The sequence below is a fragment of the Pelomonas baiyunensis genome, assembly GCF_043555935.1.
Lineage (GTDB): Bacteria > Pseudomonadota > Gammaproteobacteria > Burkholderiales > Burkholderiaceae_C > Pelomonas > Pelomonas baiyunensis.
This window is the reverse complement of the sequence record NZ_JBIGIB010000002.1, coordinates 555,842-575,850: the sequence shown is the minus strand read 5'-3', so window position 1 is coordinate 575,850 and position 20,009 is coordinate 555,842. Positions and strand designations below refer to the sequence as shown.

General features: G+C 65.5%; 14 protein-coding genes. 11 read left to right on the top strand and 3 right to left on the bottom strand.

Annotation, left to right across the window (positions count from 1 at the left end; all coding sequences use genetic code 11):
* Positions 1-75: 75 nt before the first annotated feature.
* The 3 genes from ACG01O_RS08990 to ACG01O_RS08980 are packed head-to-tail and all read left to right on the top strand — an operon-like array spanning position 76 to position 6,022.
* Positions 76-1,311: a TolC family protein gene (locus ACG01O_RS08990; RefSeq protein WP_394383676.1), complete on the top strand. Its 1,236-nt coding sequence runs from the start codon at positions 76-78 to the stop codon at positions 1,309-1,311.
* Positions 1,308-2,855 carry an efflux RND transporter periplasmic adaptor subunit gene (locus ACG01O_RS08985; RefSeq protein ID WP_394383674.1) on the top strand — a complete coding sequence of 516 codons (1,548 nt, stop codon included), beginning with the start codon at positions 1,308-1,310 and terminating at the stop codon, positions 2,853-2,855. The genes ACG01O_RS08990 and ACG01O_RS08985 overlap by 4 nt, the downstream gene beginning before the upstream one ends.
* The gene (locus tag ACG01O_RS08980) at positions 2,852-6,022 is read left to right on the top strand and encodes an efflux RND transporter permease subunit (protein WP_394383672.1); all 3,171 of its coding nucleotides are present in this window, start codon (positions 2,852-2,854) and stop codon (positions 6,020-6,022) included. The genes ACG01O_RS08985 and ACG01O_RS08980 overlap by 4 nt, the downstream gene beginning before the upstream one ends.
* A gap of 29 nt (positions 6,023-6,051) precedes the next feature.
* On the opposite strand, the gene ACG01O_RS08975 is transcribed toward ACG01O_RS08980, so the two are convergent.
* A complete protein-coding gene (locus tag ACG01O_RS08975; protein ID WP_394383671.1) occupies positions 6,052-7,326 on the bottom strand; it encodes a hypothetical protein in 1,275 nt (424 codons plus the stop codon).
* 1,237 nt (positions 7,327-8,563) lie between these two features.
* On the opposite strand from ACG01O_RS08975, the gene ACG01O_RS08970 reads away from it, so the two are divergent.
* From ACG01O_RS08970 to ACG01O_RS08960, 3 genes are all read left to right on the top strand, one after another.
* On the top strand, positions 8,564-9,583 hold the full coding sequence (locus ACG01O_RS08970) for a hypothetical protein (RefSeq protein ID WP_394383669.1): 1,020 nt from the start codon (positions 8,564-8,566) through the stop codon (positions 9,581-9,583).
* 71 nt (positions 9,584-9,654) lie between these two features.
* Positions 9,655-10,293 carry a hypothetical protein gene (locus ACG01O_RS08965; protein WP_394383667.1) on the top strand — a complete coding sequence of 213 codons (639 nt, stop codon included), beginning with the start codon at positions 9,655-9,657 and terminating at the stop codon, positions 10,291-10,293.
* 82 nt (positions 10,294-10,375) lie between these two features.
* Complete coding sequence (locus ACG01O_RS08960) at positions 10,376-10,690, top strand: single-stranded DNA-binding protein (protein ID WP_394383666.1); 315 nt, start codon at positions 10,376-10,378, stop codon at positions 10,688-10,690.
* Positions 10,691-10,787: 97 nt separating this feature from the next.
* Here ACG01O_RS08960 and ACG01O_RS08955 read toward each other — a convergent pair whose 3' ends face one another.
* Positions 10,788-11,462, bottom strand: coding sequence for a helix-turn-helix transcriptional regulator (locus ACG01O_RS08955; RefSeq protein ID WP_394383664.1), 675 nt, complete (start codon positions 11,460-11,462; stop codon positions 10,788-10,790).
* Positions 11,462-13,063, bottom strand: a complete 1,602-nt coding sequence (locus tag ACG01O_RS08950; RefSeq protein ID WP_394383662.1) for a tyrosine-type recombinase/integrase — start codon at positions 13,061-13,063, stop codon at positions 11,462-11,464. Before ACG01O_RS08950 ends, ACG01O_RS08955 begins: the two co-directional genes overlap by 1 nt.
* 9 nt (positions 13,064-13,072) lie before the next feature.
* Here ACG01O_RS08950 and mutS point away from each other — a divergent pair, with 9 nt between their 5' ends.
* From mutS to eno, 5 genes are all read left to right on the top strand, one after another.
* The gene (mutS, locus tag ACG01O_RS08945) at positions 13,073-15,682 is read left to right on the top strand and encodes a DNA mismatch repair protein MutS (RefSeq protein ID WP_394383660.1); all 2,610 of its coding nucleotides are present in this window, start codon (positions 13,073-13,075) and stop codon (positions 15,680-15,682) included.
* A gap of 93 nt (positions 15,683-15,775) precedes the next feature.
* Positions 15,776-17,425 (top strand): CTP synthase, encoded by a 1,650-nt coding sequence (locus tag ACG01O_RS08940; protein WP_394383658.1) that lies wholly within the window; start codon positions 15,776-15,778, stop codon positions 17,423-17,425.
* Positions 17,425-18,282 carry a 3-deoxy-8-phosphooctulonate synthase gene (gene kdsA, locus ACG01O_RS08935; protein WP_394383656.1) on the top strand — a complete coding sequence of 286 codons (858 nt, stop codon included), beginning with the start codon at positions 17,425-17,427 and terminating at the stop codon, positions 18,280-18,282. The genes ACG01O_RS08940 and kdsA overlap by 1 nt, the downstream gene beginning before the upstream one ends.
* Before the next feature lie 71 nt (positions 18,283-18,353).
* Complete coding sequence (locus tag ACG01O_RS08930) at positions 18,354-18,641, top strand: DUF1330 domain-containing protein (protein WP_394383654.1); 288 nt, start codon at positions 18,354-18,356, stop codon at positions 18,639-18,641.
* A gap of 81 nt (positions 18,642-18,722) precedes the next feature.
* The gene (gene eno / locus ACG01O_RS08925) at positions 18,723-20,009 is read left to right on the top strand and encodes a phosphopyruvate hydratase (RefSeq protein ID WP_394383652.1); all 1,287 of its coding nucleotides are present in this window, start codon (positions 18,723-18,725) and stop codon (positions 20,007-20,009) included.

Genomic DNA, 20,009 nt, shown 5'->3' with positions numbered 1-20,009 from the left:
ACTCCGTCGACTGACCGGTGCTGCTGCGGTGTGTCCGCAGGTCAGCGTCCTTCCCGTTCGTCTTCGGAGTTCCCCGTGCCCAAAAACATCCTGCGCGCAGTCGCCCTGGCTGCCGCTTTGCTGCCAGCCCTCGGGGCTGTTGCCACCCCCCTCACGCTTGACCAGGCGCTGGACCTGGCCGTCCAGCGCTCGCAGATGGCGCGCGCGGCCCGAGCCGGCGCCATGAGCGCCGCCGAGATGGCTCGTGCCTCCGGGCAGCAGCCCGACCCGATGCTGACCTTTGGCATCGACAACCTGCCCGTGACGGGCAACGGCCGGTTCAGCACCAACGCCGAGGACATGACGATGAAGCGCATCGGCATCGCCCAGGAGTGGGTGTCGGCCGACAAGCGCTCGGCACGCGAGGCCGTCTCCGGCGCGATGCATCGTCGCGAATCGGTGATGGAAGGTGTCGCTGCAGCCGACGCGCGCATGCAAGCCGCAATGGCCTACATCGAGGCCTACTACGCCGGCGAAGCGCTCAAGCTCACCGCGCTGAACGAGAAGCACGCCCGCGAGGAGCTCGAGACTGGCAAGGGACGCCTCGCGACCCTGTCCGGCAACAGTGCCGAGGTGCTGGGGCTGACCAGCGCCGTAGGTGCTGCCGAGGATGAATCCGCCGACACGCGTCAGCAGCGGGCAGCGGCCGTCGCCGGCCTGAGTCGCTGGACGGGAGAACCTGCCGAAGAACTCGCCGCACCGAACCTGGCCATCGCGCCCACGTCCGACGCCTTTGTGGCCGCGCACCCCCTCGTCGTCGCCAAGCAGCGCGACATCGACGTGGCCCGCCAGGAGGTTGAAGTGGCGCGTCTGAACCGCAAGCCGAACTGGAGCTATGAGGTGTCCTACGGCCAGCGGGTCGGGCGCCCGGACCTGATGTCCTTCGGGGTGAGCATTCCGCTCCCGGTGGCACCAGCGGCTCGCCAAGACCGCGAGACCGCGGCCAAGCTGGCCCTGGTCGAGAAGGCCGAGGCCGACGCCGAAGAGGCCCGCCGTGCTGCCGCGGGCGAGTACGCCGCGCTGTCCAGCGACGCGCGACGCCTGCAGGAGCGCGTCGAGCGCTTCCAGACCGCTGTCCTCGAACCGCTGAAGCAGCGCACCGTCGCCACGCTCGCAGCCTACCGCGCCAACCAGGCCAGCCTTGTGATGTTGTTCGAGGCTCGCCATGCCGAGGTCGAGGTGCAACGCAAGCTTCTCAACCTCCAGCGCGACCTGGCCAAGACCCAAGCGCAACTCGTGTTCAAGCCGATTTCCCAAGGAGCAGCGCAATGAGCCGCGTCCAACTTTCTGTCGTGGCCCTGGCTGCAGCTTTTGTCATTGGCGGAGGCGCCTTCTATCTGGGCCGCAGCAGCGCCGTCGCCTCGCATGGCGTCGGTGCGCAGGCCCAGACCCCTGCTGCTGCGGCATCCGCCTCCGGCGAGCGCAAGGTGCTGTACTGGCAGGACCCGATGAACCCAAGTGCCCGATTCGACAAGCCGGGCAAGTCGCCGTTCATGGACATGCAGTTGCAGCCCGTCTACGCCGACGAAGCCAGCGACACCGGCGTCAAGGTGAGTTCGCAGGTGCAGCAGAACCTCGGCATCCGCACCGCAGTCGTGAAGCGGGCCGATGTCAGCACATCCTTCGACGCGGTCGGCGCGGTGCAGTTCGACGAGCGCCTGAACGTCGCGGTGCAGACGCGCACCGCCGGCTACCTGGAGCGCCTGGCTGTACGCGCGCCGATGGAGCGCGTGGCCAAGGGACAGGCGCTGGGCACCGTGTTCGCACCGGAATGGCTGGGGCCGCTGAACGAGCTCATCGCGCTGAAGCGCTCGGGCGCATCGGCGGAGCTGGTGGCTGCGGCCCGAGAGCGCACGCGGGCGATGTCCATCCCACCCGACCTGGTCCGCCAGGCCGAAGACGGCGGGACGCCCAACGCCCGCTACACCCTGGTCGCACCAGCCGGCGGCGTCATCGCCGAACTCGGGGTGCGTGAAGGCGTCGCCGTATCCCCCGGCATGACGCTGTTCCGCATCGCCGGCCTGGAGAAGGTCTGGGCCGTGGCCGAAGTGCCCGAGGCCCAGGCCGTGCAACTCAAGCGCGGACAGAAGGTCTCCGCAGCGCTGCAGGCCGACCCCAGCCAGACGTTCACGGGAACGATGCAGGAAATCCTGCCCCAGGTGAACGCCACGACGCGCACGCTGCAGGCCCGCTTCGAGGTCGACAACCGCGGCGGCAAGCTGGTCCCCGGCATGCTTTTGCGCCTGCAGGTGGCCGGCCCGACTGCGTCGCGGCTGGTGGTGCCCTCCGAGGCCATCATCCGTACCGGCACGCGTGCAGTCGCCATCGTGCGCAAGGACAACGGGGCCTTTGAGCCGCGTGAGGTGAAGCTAGGGGCCGACCTCGGTGACCAGCTGGAGGTGGTGCAAGGCCTGGCCGAGGGCGACCAGGTGGTGGCCAGCGGGCAGTTCCTGGTGGACTCCGAGGCGCGATTGCGCTCTGTGCTGGGCAGCCTGGCTGCCGCCGAGCCAGCGGCAAAGCCCACCGCCACCCAGGCATCTGCACCGGGCACATCATCTGCATTGCCGGCTGCTGCCCCTGCCGCTGCGAGCTACATGGCGCAAGGCAAGGTCGAGAGCGTAGAGGCCGACAGTCTGACCATCTCGCACGGCGCCATCGCCGAGCTCAAGTGGCCTGCGATGACCATGGGCTTCAACAAGCCCAGCCCCAAGGCCTTCTCCGAGGTGAAGCCAGGCGACGCCGTGCACTTCGAGTTCAAGAAGAAGGGCGATGACTACGAGCTCGTCTCGGTCCATCGCCTGGGAGGTGCCAAGTGATTGCCGCCCTCATCCGCTGGTCAGTCGCGAACCGCTTCCTGGTCCTCATCGCGACAGCGTTCCTGGTCGCCGCCGCGCTGTTCTCGGTGGCCAACACGCCGGTGGACGCCCTCCCGGACGTCTCGGACACCCAGGTCATCGTGCGCACCAGCTACCCGGGCAAGCCGCCACAGGTCGTCGAGGACCTGGTGACCTATCCGCTGACGACGACGATGCTCAGCGTGCCGGGCGCCAAGACGGTCCGGGGTTACTCGTTCTTCGGCGACTCCTTCGTCTACATCCTGTTCGACGACAAGACCGACCCGTACTGGGCGCGCTCGCGCGTGGTCGAGTACCTCAACCAGGTGCAGAGCCGCCTGCCGGCGGGTGCCACCGCGGCGCTGGGGCCTGACGCGACCGGTGTGGGCTGGGTCTACGAATACGCCCTGGTCGACAAGACCGGCAAAACCGACATCGCCCAGCTGCGGGCGCTGAACGACTGGTTCCTGAAGTTCGAGCTCAAGACGATTCAGGACGTGGCCGAGGTCGCCAGCATCGGCGGCATGGTGCGCCAGTACCAGGTCGTGCTCGACCCGGACCGCATGCGCCAGGTCGGCGTCACACAGGGCATGGTGATGGAGGCGCTGCAGAAGGCCAACCAGTCGTCCGGCGGCTCGGTGGTCGAGCTGGCAGAGACCGAGTACATGGTGCGCTCACGCGGCTTCCTGAAGTCGCTCGACGATTTCCGCGGCATCCCGGTCGCGCTCACCGGTGCCACGCCTGTCCTGCTGCGCGATGTCGCCATCGTCCAGGTTGGGCCGGAGATGCGCCGTGGCATCGCCGAGCTTGACGGGCAAGGCGAAGTGACCGGTGGCGTCGTGGTCATGCGCTCGGGCAAGAACGCGCGGGCGACCATCGCAGGGGTCAAGGCCAAGTTCGAACAGCTCAAGCCCAGCCTGCCGCCGGGTGTCGAGGTGGTCGAGACCTACGACCGCTCGAAGCTCATCGACCGCTCCATCGACAACCTCAAGCTCAAGCTGACCGAGGAGTTCATCGCGGTGACGGTGGTCTGCGCCATCTTCCTGTTCCACCTGCGCTCAGCGCTGGTGGCGGTCATCTCGTTACCCATCGCGGTGGGCATCGCGTTCGTGGTCATGCACTGGCAGGGCCTGAACGCCAACATCCTCAGCCTGGCTGGCATCGCACTGGCCTGCGGCGCGGCGCTCGACGGCGTGGTGGTGCTGCTGGAGGCAGCCCACAAGCACATCGAGGCGTTCGAGCACAAGCACGGCCGGATGCCGACCACGCCGGAGCGCTGGGCGCTGGTGACCGATTCCGCCGTGGAGGTTGGCCCGGCGCTGTTCTTCTCGCTGCTGGTCATCACGCTGTCCTTCCTGCCGGTGTTCACGCTGGAGGCACAGGAGGGCCGGATGTTCTCGCCGCTGGCCTTCACCAAGACCTACACGATGGCGGCGGCCGCAGCCCTGTCTGTGACGCTGGTGCCGGTGTTGATGGGCCTGCTTGTGCGGGGCAAGATTCCGCACGAGAACGCGAACCCGCTGAACCGCTTCCTGATGCGCCTCTACCGCCCGGCGCTGGAGGCGGTGCTGCGCTTTCCGAAGGCCACGCTGCTCATTGCGGGGCTGGTGTTGGCGCTGACCGCCATCCCGGTCATGCGGCTGGGTGGCGAGTTCATGCCGCCGCTGGACGAAGGTGACCTGCTCTACATGCCGTCGGCCCTTCCGGGCCTGTCGGTCTCCAAGGCCACTGAGTTGCTGCAGCAGACAGACCGGCTCATCAAGACCGTCCCAGAGGTCGAGCGCGTATTCGGCAAGGCCGGCCGCGCCGACAGCGCGACCGACCCGGCGCCGCTGGAGATGTTCGAGACCACCATCCAGTTCAAGCCGCGCGAGCAGTGGCGCGCGGGCATGACGCCGGACAAGCTGGTCGAGGAGCTGGACCGTGCGGTCAAGGTGCCCGGCCTGTCCAACATCTGGGTGCCGCCCATCCGCAACCGCATCGACATGCTGGCCACCGGCATCAAGAGCCCGGTCGGCATCAAGGTTGCTGGCACCGACCTGGCCACCATCGACAAGTTGGCCACGCAGATTGAAGCCGTGGTGAAGAAGGTGCCCGGCGTTTCGTCGGCACTGGCCGAACGGCTGACCGGCGGACGCTACATCGACATCGACGTGGACCGCGCAGCCGCTGCGCGCTATGGGCTGTCGGTCGCCGACGTGCAGGCCATTGTCGCCAACGCCATTGGCGGCGAGAACGTCGGCGAGGTGGTGAGTGGCCGCGAGCGCTTCCCCATCAACATGCGCTACCCGCGCGAGATTCGCGACTCGCTGGAGCGCCTGCGCGCGCTGCCCTTCGTGACCGAAAAGGGCGCGCAACTGCTGCTGCAGGATGTGGCCCATGTCCGGCTGGAGGAAGGCCCGCCGATGCTGAGGAGCGAAAACGCTCGGCTGTCCGGCTGGGTTTATGTCGACGTGCGCGGGCGCGACCTGCGTTCGGTGGTGCATGACATGCAGGCGGCCGTGGCGGAGGAGGTCGTCATGCCGGCGGGCTACGCCATCTCCTGGTCGGGGCAGTTCGAGTACCTGGAGCGAGCCACCGAGCGCATGAAGGTCGTGGTGCCTGCCACGCTGGCCGTCATCTTCGTGCTGCTCTACCTGCTGTTCCGCAATGCGGCGGACGCGGTGCTGGTGATGGCTGCGGTGCCGTTCTCGCTGGTCGGCGGTTTCTGGCTGGTCTGGCTGCTGGGGCACTCCATCTCGGTCGCGACGGCCGTGGGCTTCATCGCGCTGGCCGGGGTGGCGGCCGAGTTCGGCGTGGTGATGCTGGTCTACCTGGAGAACGCGCTCAAGCAGCGCCTGGCTGCGGGTGAGCCGGACAACGAAGACACGCTACTGGCCGCTATCCGCGAGGGGGCTGTCCTGCGCGTGCGTCCCAAGGCCATGACCGTGGCCATCGTGATGGCCGGCTTGGTGCCGATGATGTGGGGCCACGGCACCGGCTCGGAAATCATGGGGCGCATCGCCGCGCCGATGGTCGGTGGCATGGTGACCGCGCCGCTGCTGTCGATGCTGGTGGTGCCGGCTGCTTGGTATCTGCTGCATCGACGCAGGCATCGCGCCGCAGCGCGCTCAAACAGCCAGCAGTTGAGTGCCGCCGAGGCGACATGAAGACGAAGCGGTGCCGCAGCTTCCTGGCGTCACGCCAGGTTGTGTGACCGCGCAAGCTTCAAGAGCACCGAGCTGTCCACGCCGTAGCGGCATAGCGCGTCGCACTGCTCTTTGAGCTCTCCGGAGGGGATGTAGCCCAGGCGAAACGCCGGCCCGCCGCCTTGCAGAGCCGGGCGCAGCATCTGGGCGACGACCTCCTGCTCCCGGACCTCAGGCGCTACCAGGTAGAAGTGCGCCTGCTGGTCAGGCACGGAGAACGCCAGGTCCTTCATGCGAAGAATGCCCGAGTAGATGGACGTGCTCTGCTCGACCTCAAAGGCGCAGACGAGCTTGGGCTCGCCCTTGACGAACCACAAGACGTCGATGAGTTCGACTGTCGATTGCACGTCGGGCGGAAGGTTCAGCGACGGCAGCGTCGACAACGACAGCATCGCGAAGCTTTCACCGTGACACGTACGGCTGCGGTCGTTGCGCGCAACGAAAACGTCATAGCCCAGTGCCCGGCCGATGCGGATGAGGACGTGCTGAGCCTGGGTGTGCTCAGATGCCTCACGTTGGTCAGCTATCGCCTGCTGGTGCCGCTTCTTCGAAGCCCTGGCAGCCTTCTCCTGCACCTCTTGCAGCGCCTGCTCGGCGTTGCCTTCAACGACCAGTCGGTTTGAGCCAATCTCAAAGAGCAGTCCAGCCAGCGCGCCCAGGTCCTTGGACAGGAGATTCCGGTACTGTTCGTTGGTCCGCTGCATTGCCTCGCGCATGGCGAAGTAGCTCTCCCACGAGCCGAGCTTGAGCTTGGCGCCATAAAGCGCATTGAAGCCGTTGACGATGGCGGTGTTGAAGGGGGGCACCAGCGTCGGGTGCAGGAAGTAGACGATGCTGGCGACTGCGGGGCCCAGGCCCTTGATGGACAGCGCCGCCAGCTTGCTCATTTCCGTGAGGACCTGCTCCTCCTTCGTTGCGTTCAGACATGCGTTCAAGAACAGGCCGAAGGCCTTCTTGTTGGCTTCGTTCTCGTAAATGTCCGGGATGCGCAGCTTTGGCTTCCAGTAGAACGGGTGGGCGGCGCCCTCGAACACCTGCTTTTGTTCGGTGATGGCGGTCAAGACAACTTCGAGCGGAGACCCTTTGAAGTCGTTGCCGAAGGTTCCCCCAGCGATGGCCGAGACCACGTCCTTCACGCCCAGCCGAATGGCGCGGAAGGCCTTCATCCGGGCATCACTGCCGGCGTACCAAGTGTTGTAGACGGACTCCGGGTCGGCCTTGTAGTGATGGACGAGTTGGTCGAGTTGCGGGACAAGTGTTGCCATGATGAGGTCGTCGGGAGATGGCGGCTGTCTGAAGCCACACAGCAGGGAGTTGCGGCAGCAGCGCGGTGGCCACAGGTGAGATGACTTCAATCCGAGATTCACATCCTCAGATTCGCCACGGCGTCCGCCACCATTGTCTGCCAGCAGGTTCTCGTTGCCAGCGGGTTGGTGGACGCCTTCGCAATATTGATGTGGCCCGCCGACGGTGACACTTCAGGCTACCGCGGGGCGTGCAGGGAGTTCCGGTTTGATGATGCCCTCACCATTGGAAGCTCGGCTTTCACTGACACCCGGCCCGACGGGACCAAAGGGTCAGCATTGATGGAACCAGATGGCGGACGGCGCCGCGTCCAGTGGCGGCCCTCGGTGGAACTGCTGCGTCGTGCATGAGGTCACCTTCGGCCTCGAACGAGCGGCAGGGAGGAAGGAGTTGCTCGCGACTGGGCCGGCGAGGCGGTGCGAACCGCCGCCGACCCCGCGCAGGTCGACCTCGGACGCACGGGCGTCGCTTGCGGCGCCTGGCAGGCAGGGCCCCCGGGTGCGGGTGGTAGACGGCTGCCTCCCCGCACCTGGGGCAAGCCGTGGCAGCACGTCCTGCCGAAAGCACAGTTGGGCAAGCCGCCCCTGAAGAAGCGGTCACCTTCGGAAAATACGTTCTGGGGCGGCGGCGGTTCGCACCGGCGAAGCCGGGCGACGGAACGGTGCCTTTGAGGGACGTCGCGACGAAAACGTGACCGACGCGCGCCCCAAGGCGCGTGAGGACGTACGAGGGGAAAGCACAGCTGCCCAATGCCCTCGCACGGCCGTGCGGCCAGCCCAGGACCGCACCGACATCTGAACGGCAGCGGCGAGGTGTGCAGGCTATCGCCAGCGGGTGTCACGCCCGGTTTGCGCTGGTGGCTACACGACAGAGCCGGCCGCTGCCGTCGCCCGCACTGACGAGCGCGCAGAGGCTCCAGAAAACTTGTTCGCGGAAGCCGACCACATGCGCTCGCACCCCAGGGACACCTGTCCCGACACCACAGATTCACCAGCCGCAACCACAGCGGCATCCTCTATGGCCTCGCAGGAGAGTAACGCGGGTAACACCGTGGCCCAAAAGGTCGGCGCTGAGGGGGCAGATGCTGCTTGCCCCGGTGACACACGTACACCGGCCACTGTAGGCAGCGATGCTTTGCCACGGACGTCGCGGGGCACGCTCCGACGCGGTCTGTCCAATCAGCTGTCCACCGACCAATTGCAGGTACGCAGCTGGACCGTCGCGCTGTCCCTGGCCAATCGATTCAGGGTCATCCGTACGCTGGATGTTGCCGTCGCGTGTTACCCCGAGCGGCCGTTCAAGACGGCCTTGGGGGCTGCGCAGCGCGCGGTCCGAGGGATGGTCAAGGCCGACCTGCTGCGGCGCTACAAGACGGCACGGTTCCAGACGACCTATGGCCTCACTGCCAGAGGCGCAGCATGGCTGGCCGAGCGCTGTATCGAGGCCCAGGCTTCGGTGCGCCGGGTGAGCGACATGACCAACCCGGAGCACCTGCTCTGGGCCCAGTGTCTGGTGCTTTGCGCCGAGCAACGCGGTCTGCAGGCGCTGACCGAACGCGAGTTGCTGGCCAAGCTCAATGAGGGCGCAGTTCCGGGCTCGCCAATGCGAGGTGGCCTGCTTGCAGCCACGGCTACCGTGCGTGGCAAAGCACGCCGAATTTCGTTGCGCCCTGACGCCGTTGTGCTGGAAGCAGAGGGGCTGACTGCCATCGAGGTCGACTGCAGCGCCCGCGGCTCGCAGCGGGCGGCCTCGCTATGCGCTGAGGTGCTCAGCATCGGTCGCTCAACCACGGTCGGCGCCGTCCTGCGTCAAGTGGTTGTCTACTGCCGAACACCGCGCATCCGCAACAGGGTCAGTGCGACGCTTGCAGCACTTAAGCGCGACCAGGACGCCCTCAGCCTGAACGACGGCCGCTGTCAGCTCAAGGCCAGCGAGCAGCCTGACGAGTACGAGGTCTGGAAGGCCGTCGAGGTGCCCATGGGGCCCACACACAAGGCGCTGCGCGAGGTGATGGTCGGCCGCGTCATCGTTCAGGACCTGCCGGTCTGGTTGCCAAAGGTCCGCGTCGATGGACGAAACCAGCACTCCACTGCGGGCTGGCTCGACGACAACTACCTGCCATGGCGTCGGCCATCAACGGACGGCGCATGGACGGCGCCGTCAAGTCCCCTGCTGAAGTCCACAGGCCCGCGACAGGCCCGTGAACGCTCCGGGTGACGGGCGCTGCGCAGCGACAGGTCAGCGGTCGCTACACGTGATGCGCAATACCGCGCACACGAGGCCAAAGAATGAATTCCCTGAAGACGTTGACGTACCCGCCGGCCCGACAAACTGGCCAACGCGCACGCTTGTTCCCGGCAACCATCATGACGCCAGCCGAGGTTCAAGACGGTCTGCAGCAAGACCGGCAGACCGTCGCTGACCAGATTCGTGGTCATTGGATGCTGTGCGGTGATGTCGACCACGCTATGTTTGAGCTGCTCGTTTCGTCACAGGTCCACCAAGTCGGTCACCGGGCCAGCGCGTTCAGCTCTCCTAGCGGGAGTGGATATGCGCTGTTCACGCATCAGGTGGGAGGCCACCAGCACCGGTTCGTTCTTCCGCTGTGGTGCGACGAGGTTCGGTTGTACCTCGATGCACTGCAAAGGGAGCCTTACGCCTTCATGCTCGGTGACGAAGGTGAAAGCGCCGGCTGGGTGCTACCCGGGGCGGCTACCGCCGATGAGCTCGCACCGCTGCGCGAGTTGTGCCATGCGCAACCAGCGCTGTCGGCCGAACTGCTCGCAGAGTTGCCGATGGCCGTTGTGGTGCTGTCTGCGCCCGACGCGATTCCGAGTGTGTTCGAGCACTCGAGGGTCGAAGCCGTGAGCCTGTCAGTGGTGGTGCCAGCACTGCCTGATGAGGTCGCGCTGCAGGCGGTGCACTGAGACGTGTCGGCAGCTTGAGGTGGTCACAATGCAGTTGCTACACGTGTGGACGGACCGTTCCGTCTGACACGAGGACACATGCATGCAAGTTTTTGGAAACGTCGCCACCCAGCCAGAAGTGAAGAAGAGCAAGACAAGCCAGCGCGCTTACGTCGAATTTCGCCTGGCTGAGTCGCAGCGCGGAGTAGACACCGAGCCAACCTGGTACTCAGTGAGGGTTATGGGAAAAGACCGGCCGTCATTCGACAAAGGCGACTTCGTCAAAGTGACCGGCAAGCTCAAGACCGATTTCTACCTCTCGCGTGAAGGCAAGCCGACTGGAACCCTGCTCATCATCGCTTTCGAGGCGGCCAAGATTGCCAAGCCGTCCGCCGTGACCGCCCAGGCGGCTGGCTAACTACGAACATCAGGACACTCGGTCATCTCTCATTGGGGACTCTGTAACAGCAGAGTCCCCTTTTTCGACCTTCAAGCGCATCACTCAAGGCAGTGACTCAATCCCTCACCGTCGGCTCCACGACTTCGATGGGGTATGGCCCACCAGACGCCGTCTCCATCAACGCTGAAAGGGTCAAGTCTGGATGACTTCCCCACAGCTGCTCGGGAATAGCGCAGAGCGCCTTCTTGTATGCGGCTTCGACGTCCTGCGATTGACCTGCGCCTTGCTCCGAGTTCAGGAACGCCGCGAGCAGCTCTGCTCGTCGCTCAGGACGGCACCAAGGCCGCTTCAATGCGGTCCCCGGCCTGAGCCATCGCACGCGCGCATACGGGTCGCACAGAACCGCCAGGAACGTCTCCCTGTCTGCCAACGCCGAATCGAGTAGGAAGTGAGGCCCCTTGGCGACAAATGGGTGCGGCTTCCTCCAGTCATCCCAGAATGCGCTGACCCGCGACATCGCGCTGGACAGCTCGGCCTCCGCCACACTTGAGAACGTGTTCTTGTCAACGTAGTCTCGCAGGTCCACGAGGCGGTATCGAATGGCACCGCGCGTCGAACCACAGAGCTTGACAAAGCGTGGCCCCTTTCCGTCCGAGCGCCAATGGTTCAGCGTTGACGCTGACACTGACAAGTACAGAGCGGCTTGCTCGACGTTCATCAAGAACTCTGGGCCGAGCTGCCGCTCGAGGGCAGCATCACGGAACGAGGGAGAGGATGCGCGGGCGAGCATCAGGCGTAGCTCCTGGTCTTGAAGTGCCGTTCGCGCTTCGGCTTGGGGCTTGTCGTTGCGTAGGCCAGCATTTCGTCCTCGACATCCTCCATCACCGGCCTGAGTTGCTCCAGTGACTGGTCCGCGTATCGGGCGACGACGCCGCCACTCTTGTGATTGAGCAGTTGCCTTGCCAAGCGGTCCGGCAAGCCCATCTCTGTCACGATGTTGCCAAACGTCCTGCGAAGGTCGTGGGTGGAAAAGTTGACCTTGATGGCCTTCTTGACCTCATCAAGAAACGAGCGCGGGTCGTTGTAGTGGGCTGCCTTCGCAAGCTTCGACCGTGAGACGCGCGGGAACACATAGGGCGAGTCCCCGACCAGCAGGCGTCGCTCTCTCAGCATCTGAAGGACGAAGCCCGGAATTGGGATGCGATGCGCATACCGGTTCTTGGTTACGTTCAGGACAGCGACAGCGTGGTCAAGGTCGATGAAGTTGTACCCACGCAGCGCATGGCCCGGCTCTGGCGCCTTGGACAATCGGTCGTTCCAGAGCAGCCCTGCCGTCTCGTTGCGGCGCATCCCAAGGACAACCGTCAACAGCATGTAGTCCGCGCCGGTGCGGGACTTGTTCAAGTCATCTCGCGCTGCCACGACGTAGTCCAACCACTTTCTGAAGTGCTCCCGCTGGCCACTGAGTGGCCTGCGGACGCCCTTCTTGTCGTAGTCGCGTTCAAGCTCGGCGTTGTTGCGAAGCGCCCCCGTCTTGATGAAGATTTCCGCCGGGTTCGCATAGAGCGATGGCTGCGACTTGGCCTGCAGCGCGTCCAAGGTGATGCGATGGTTTTCCTTGTTGTAGACGGCGGAGACCCACCGGATGGTCTGCTCAGCCGCTGTGAGATGCCCCTTCTTGGTCGCCTTGTCTACGAAGAAGACTTCGAGGTCCCGCCAGGTCAGCGCGTCAGCGGGCGTGTCCAGCAGCTTGTGTCCGAGCCGCTGCTGCGCCTTTTCCACCGCCGCGATGGTGTTTTCGCGAGGGTCGCGCTTGGCGCTGGCCACGTAGTCGGCCATCCATCGGCTGAACAGTACGCGTAGAGTCACTTCGGATTTCTGGGTCGCAAGGCGCTCCTCGCGCTTCGTCTGATTGATGTCCTCGCCGCGTCGCAAGCGAGCAGAGAGTTCTGCCGCGACCAAGCGCGCGTTCCGGTCCGGCGCTACACCTGCGCCCAGGAGCAGGTCAGGGTGCCGGCCGACACTGACCGTCTTCACCTTGGACGCGACCCGTTGAACCAGGACGTAGGTCTTCACGGACCGGTTGACCCGCAGGCGGAATCCGGTCGGCGCATCCTTGTGCGTGTCGTGGATGTCGTAGAACGCCTGCGCCTCGTTCGGAACCGTGCCGGTCTGCTTGCCCGAGGCGTCAAACACCGGGATGGCATCGAACGTGCAGTCGGCCACCGTCCTCTTGTCTAATACGGTCTTCGGCGTCGGCTTGTTAGTGGCTCTCTTTTTCGTCACGGTCGAGGCGTCTCCATCATCAGGTTCGGTTGTAGCAGCAGACGAAGCTACGCCGTAGCTACAAAACAGCCGCAAAACCTCCCCTTTTGCGGCAATCGGCTGCAACTCTCTGCAATGCTCATCGAAGGTAAGTCCCTGTCAGATAAAGAAAAAGCGAACTCCGACAAGGACTTGGCTGGCCACACGCCGATGATGGCCCAGTACCTGGGCCTGAAAGCTGACTTCCCGGACACGCTGCTGCTGTACCGGATGGGCGATTTCTACGAGGTCTTCTACGACGACGCCCGCAAGTGCCACGCGCTGCTGGACATCACGATCACCACCCGCGGCCAGAGTGCGGGCCAGCCGGTGGTGATGGCAGGCGTGCCGGTGCATGCGCTGGAGAGCTACCTGGCCAAGCTGATCAAGCTGGGCGAGGCGGTGGCGATTGCCGAACAGGTGGGCGAGGTCGGGGCCAGCAAGGGGCCGGTGGAGCGCAAGGTGGTGCGAGTCGTCACCCCCGGCACCATCACCGACACGGAACTGTTGGCAGACAAGCAAGACGCCGTGCTGCTGAGCGTGAGCGTGCAAGGCAAGCGTCATGGGCTGGCTTGGCTGTCACTCACACAAGGCGAAATCGGCCTGGCCGAATGCAGTGACGTGGAGCTGCCGGGGTGGCTGGCGCGGCTGATGCCGGCTGAAATTCTGGTCAACCGCGAGCAGCAACCCGCGGCGGTGATGCGGGCGCGCTTTCCGGTCACCAACCGACCCAGTTGGCAGTTCGACGGCACCCTGGGTCAGCGCAAGCTGTGCGACCAACTGGGCGTGGCCAACCTGCAGGGTTTCAACGCCCAGGAACTGGCGCTGGCCCACGCCGCAGCCAGCGCCCTGCTGGCGTTTGCCGAACACACCCAGGGCCGCGCTTTGGCACACGTGCGCTCGCTGCGTGTGCAACGGGCCAGCGACTTGCTGGACCTGCCGCCCGCCACGCAGCGCAACCTGGAACTGACCCACACGCTGCGCGGCGAGACCAGCCCCACGCTGTTCTCGCTGCTGGACACCTGCAAGACCGGCATGGGCAGCCGCACGCTGCGCCAGTGGTTGCTACACCCCAAACGCGATCGCGACGAAGCCGTGGCCCGGCACGATGCGATCGCCGCGCTGCAGGCCCATGGCTTCGAGCCGCTGCGCGAAGCACTCAAGTCCATCAGCGACGTGGAGCGCATTGCCGCACGCATCGCCCTGCGCCAGGTGCGCCCGCGCGAGCTCACCGGCCTGCGGGCCACGCTGCAGGCATTGCCGCCACTGCGCGCCACCCTGCCGCCCGCGCTGCTGGGCGTGTCGGCCGCAGCCCTGACGCCGCCGAGCGACGTGCTGGAGTTGCTGGAGCGCGCCATCGCGGCCGAGCCGGCCCTGCTGCCTCGGGACGGCGGCGTCATGGCCGATGGGTTCGACGCCGAACTCGACGAGCTGCGCGGCATTCAGCAGAACTGCGACGGCTTCCTGCTCGACCTGGAATCCCGCGAGCGCGCGCGCACCGGCATTGCCAACCTGCGCGTGCAGTTCAACCGGGTGCACGGCTTCTACATCGAGGTCACGCAAGGCCAGGTCGACAAGGTGCCGATGGACTACCAACGGCGCCAGACCCTGAAAAACGCCGAGCGCTACATCACGCCCGAACTGAAAGCGTTTGAAGACAAGGCGCTGTCCGCCCAGGAGCGGGCGCTGGCCCGTGAAAAGCTGCTGTACGAGCAGGTGGTGGACGCGCTGATGGGCCGGCTGGATTCACTGACCCAATTGGGCCGCGCGCTGGCCTCGCTCGATGCGCTGGCCGCCCTGGCCGAACGGGCGGCGACGCTGAACTGGTGCCGCCCGGAGTTCGTGCCGCAGCCCTGCCTGGAGATCGAAGCCGGCCGCCACCCGGTGGTGCAGGCCCGCCTGGCCGAAACCGGCGGCGCGGAGTTCATGCCCAACGACTGCAAGCTGGACGCCCGCACCCGCATGCTGGTCATCACCGGCCCCAACATGGGCGGCAAGAGCACCTTCATGCGACAGGTGGCGCTGATTGCACTGCTGGCCGCCATCGGTAGCTACGTGCCCGCCACCAGTTGCCGGCTGGGTCCGATGGACGCCATCCACACCCGCATCGGCGCGGCCGACGATCTGGCCAACGCACAGTCCACCTTCATGCTGGAGATGACCGAAGGTGCGGCCATCCTGCATTCGGCCACCGACCAGTCCCTCGTGCTGATGGACGAAATCGGCCGCGGCACGTCCACGTTCGACGGCCTGGCGCTGGCCTCGGCCATTGCCACGCACCTGCACGACAAAACCCGCGCCTTCACGCTGTTCGCCACGCACTACTTCGAGCTGACCGAGTTCCCGGCCAAACACCCGCAGGCGCAGAACTGGCACGTGTCGGCCGTGGAAAGCGGCGAAGACATCGTGTTCCTGCACGAGCTGCAGGCGGGCCCGGCGAGCCGCAGCTACGGCGTGCAGGTGGCCAAGCTGGCCGGCATGCCCGCCAGCCTGGTGCGCCAGGCCCGCGCAACGCTGGAAGCGCTGGAAGCTCGCCAAAACGCGGCTGACGACCAGTTCGACCTGTTCGCTGCTCCGCCGGCGCCGCCCCCGGCATCGGAGCCGAGCCCCTTGGTGGAGGCTCTGGCGGCGGTCGACCCGGACGCCCTGTCACCGCGTGAAGCGCTGGACGCGCTGTACCGCCTGAAGGCCATCGCGCGAGGCTGAACGCAGCCCGCGCAGCGCGAAGGCCGGGGTGAGTCGGAGCATTTACAATCGCAATTTCCCACCACAGCAGCCTGTTCTGGGCTGCTGCAAGACATGACCAAATACGTCTTCGTCACCGGCGGTGTGGTGTCCTCTCTCGGCAAGGGCATCGCGTCGGCCTCCCTGGCTGCCATCCTCGAATCGCGCGGCCTCAAAGTCACCCTCATCAAGCTGGACCCGTACATCAACGTCGACCCCGGCACGATGTCGCCCTTCCAGCACGGCGAAGTCTTCGTCACCGATGACGGCGCAGAAACCGACCTCGACCTCGGCCACTACGAGCGCTTCATCACCACGCGGATGAAGAAGGCCAACAACTTCACCACCGGCCAGATCTACATGTCGGTGCTGGAGAAGGAACGCCGCGGCGACTACCTGGGCAAGACGGTGCAGGTGATCCCGCACATCACCGGCGAGATGCAGGAATTCATCAAGCGCGGTGCCGGCCATGGCACGCCGGACGCGGTGGATGTGGCCATCGTGGAAATCGGCGGCACGGTGGGCGACATCGAGTCCCTGCCCTTCCTGGAAGCCGCGCGCCAGATGAGCCTGAAGATGGGCCCGACCAACGTGGCCTTCGTGCACCTGACCTACGTGCCGTGGATTGCCGCAGCCGGTGAACTGAAGACCAAGCCCACCCAGCACACGGTGCAGAAACTGCGTGAAATCGGCATCCAGCCCGACGCACTGATCTGCCGTGCCGACCGCCGCATTCCGGACGACGAGCGCGAAAAGATTTCGCTGTTCACGAACGTGCCCGAGTACGGCGTGATCTCGATGTGGGACGTGAACACCATCTACAAGGTGCCGCGCGTGCTGCACGAGCAGGGGCTGGACCAGCTCATCTGCACCAAGCTGCAGCTCAACACCAAGGCGGCCGACCTGAAGCGTTGGGACAGCCTGGTGTTCGAGGTCGAGAACCCCAAGACGCAAGTCACCATCGCCATGTGCGGCAAGTACACCGACCTGTCGGACTCGTACAAGTCGCTCAACGAAGCGCTGCGCCACGCCGGCATCCACAACCACGCGGGCGTGAAGATCGAGTACGTCGACAGCGAAACGCTGACGCCCGAGACGGTGTCCAGCCTGTCGCAGTACGACGCCATCCTCGTGCCCGGCGGTTTCGGCAAGCGCGGTGTGGAGGGCAAGATCCTGGCCGCCCAGTACGCCCGTGAGCACCAGATGCCGTACCTCGGCATTTGCCTGGGCATGCAGGTCGCCACCATCGAGTACGCCCGCCACATGGCCGGCCTGGAGGGCGCCAACTCCACCGAGTTCGAGCCCGAAACGCCTCACCCCGTCATCGCCCTGATCGACGAATGGCAAGACGCCGACGGCAGCATCCAAAAACGTGATGCCAACTCCGACCTCGGCGGCACCATGCGCCTCGGCGCACAAAGCTCCGACGTCAAGGCCGGCACGCTGGCGCATGACATCTATGGCCCCGTGGTGAACGAGCGCCACCGCCACCGCTACGAGGCCAACGAGCACTACCTCGACCGCCTGCAGAAGGCCGGCTTGATCATCTCGGCCATCACGCAGCGCGAGAAGCTGACCGAGATGGTGGAACTGCCGCGCGACGTGCACCCCTGGTACGTGGGCGTTCAATTCCACCCGGAATTCAAGTCGACCCCCTGGGGCGGCCACCCGTTGTTCACGGCCTTCATCAAGGCTGCGCTGGACCACAAGGCAAAGGCATCGTGATGGAACTCTGCGGCTACTCGGTCGGCCTCGACCGCCCCTTCTTCCTGATCGCTGGCACCTGCTCCATCGAGGGGCTGCAGATCACGCTGGACGTGGCCGGCCGCCTGAAGGAAGCCTGCGACAGCTTGGGCATCCCGCTGATCTACAAGGGCTCGTTCGACAAGGCCAATCGCTCCTCGGGCACGTCCAAGCGCGGCGTGGGCATGGATGCGGGCTTGAAGATCCTGGATGAAGTGCGTCGCCAGACCGGCCTGCCCATCTTGACCGATGTGCATGACGCCAGCCAGGTGGCCGACGTCGCGGCCGTCGTGGACGTGCTGCAAACGCCGGCCTTCCTGTGCCGCCAGACCGATTTCATCCGCGCCGTTGCCCAAAGCGGCAAGCCGGTGAACATCAAGAAGGGCCAGTTCCTGGCGCCGTGGGACATGAAAAACGTCATCGACAAGGCACGCGCTGCGGCAGCGGAGGTGGGGCTGTCGCAAGACCGTTTCCTGGCCTGCGAGCGCGGTGTGAGCTTCGGCTACAACAACCTGGTGGCCGACATGACCAGCCTGGCCGAGATGCGCAATTCCGGCGCCCCGGTGGTGTTCGACGTGACCCACTCGGTGCAGAAGCCCGGTGGCCTCGGAGGCTCCAGCGGCGGCGCCCGCGAGATGGTGCCGGTGCTGGCCCGCGCTGGCGTGGGCGTGGGAGTGGCGGGCCTGTTCATGGAGACCCACCCGAACCCGGCCGAAGCCTTCAGCGACGGCCCGAACGCTGTGCCGCTCAAGCACATGAAGACACTGCTGGAGCAACTGGTGGCGCTGGACCGCGTCGTCAAGCAACAGCCGCTGCTGGAGAACGATTTCTCCTGCTGAGCCCCCCGGCTTCGACGCCCGCAGGGTGTCGACCGCTTCAACCCACAACGCCCTTTCTCACCGAACCCCGCATGGCCGCCTACATCATTGCTGACGTCACCGTCACCAACCCCGAGCAAATGGCCAAGTACCGCGAATGGAGCACCAAGGCCATGCAGGAGCACGGTGCCGAGGTGCTGGTGCGGGGCGGTGAATTCGAGGTGCTGGAAGGCCCGTGGACCCCGTCGCGCCTGGTGCTGCTCGGCTTCAAAGACCGCGCTGCAGCCAAAGCCTTTTACGACTCCGAAACCTACCAACATGCCAAGTCGTTGCGCCTGGAAGCCGGCGTGATGCGCATGGTGGTGGTGGACGGCATCTGAACCCCTCGATTGATGTGACGCGGTAACGCCCGCTTGGCACACTCCGTCCGCCCTGAATTTTTCACTTCCTGGAGACACTGAATGAGCGCCATCGTTGACATCGTCGGCCGAGAGATCCTCGACAGCCGCGGCAACCCCACCGTCGAATGCGACGTGTTGCTGGAGTCGGGCGTGATGGGCCGTGCCGCCGTGCCGTCGGGCGCGTCCACCGGCTCGCGCGAAGCCATCGAACTGCGTGACGGCGACAAGGGCCGCTACCTGGGCAAGGGCGTGCTGAAGGCCGTCGAGCACATCAACACCGAGATCAGCGAAGCCGTGCTGGGCCTGGACGCCTCCGAGCAAGCTTTCCTCGACAAGACCCTGATCGACCTGGACGGTACCGAGAACAAGAGCCGCCTGGGCGCCAACGCCATGTTGGCCGTGTCCATGGCCGTGGCCCGCGCTGCGGCCGAAGAGTCGGGTCTGCCGCTGTACCGCTACTTCGGCGGCATGAACGGCAACCAGTTGCCCGTGCCGATGATGAACGTCATCAACGGCGGCGCCCACGCCAACAACAGCCTGGACCTGCAAGAGCTGATGATCATTCCCGTGGGCGCACCGTCGTTCCGCGAGGCCCTGCGCTGGGGTGCCGAGGTGTTCCACGCCCTCAAGAAGATCCTGCACGACAAGGGCATCTCCACCGCCGTGGGTGACGAAGGCGGCTTCGCCCCCAGCGTGGAAAGCCACGAAGCGGCCATCCAGCTGATCCTGCAAGCCATCGACAAGGCCGGCTACCGCGCGGGTGACCAGATCGCCATCGGCCTGGACTGCGCTGCCAGCGAGTTCTACAAGGACGGCAAGTACGTGCTCGAAGGCGAAGGCGGCATCCAGCTGACCTCGCAAGAGTGGACCGACATGCTGGCCACTTGGGTCGACAAGTACCCCATCATCTCCATCGAAGACGGCATGGCCGAAGGCGACTGGGATGGCTGGAAGATCCTGACCGACCGCCTGGGCAAGAACGTGCAGATCGTGGGTGACGACCTGTTCGTGACCAACACCAAGATCCTGCAGCAAGGCATCGAGAAGGGCATCGCCAACTCGATCCTGATCAAGATCAACCAGATCGGCACGCTGACCGAAACCTTCGCCGCCATCGAGATGGCCAAGCGCGCCGGCTACACCGCCGTCGTGTCGCACCGCTCGGGCGAAACCGAAGACAGCACCATCTCCGACATCGCCGTTGGCCTGAACGCGGGCCAGATCAAGACCGGCTCGCTGTCGCGCTCGGACCGCATGGCCAAGTACAACCAGCTGCTGCGCATCGAAGAAGACCTGGGCGATGTGGCGGTGTACCCCGGCCGTGCCGCGTTCTACAACCTGAAGTAA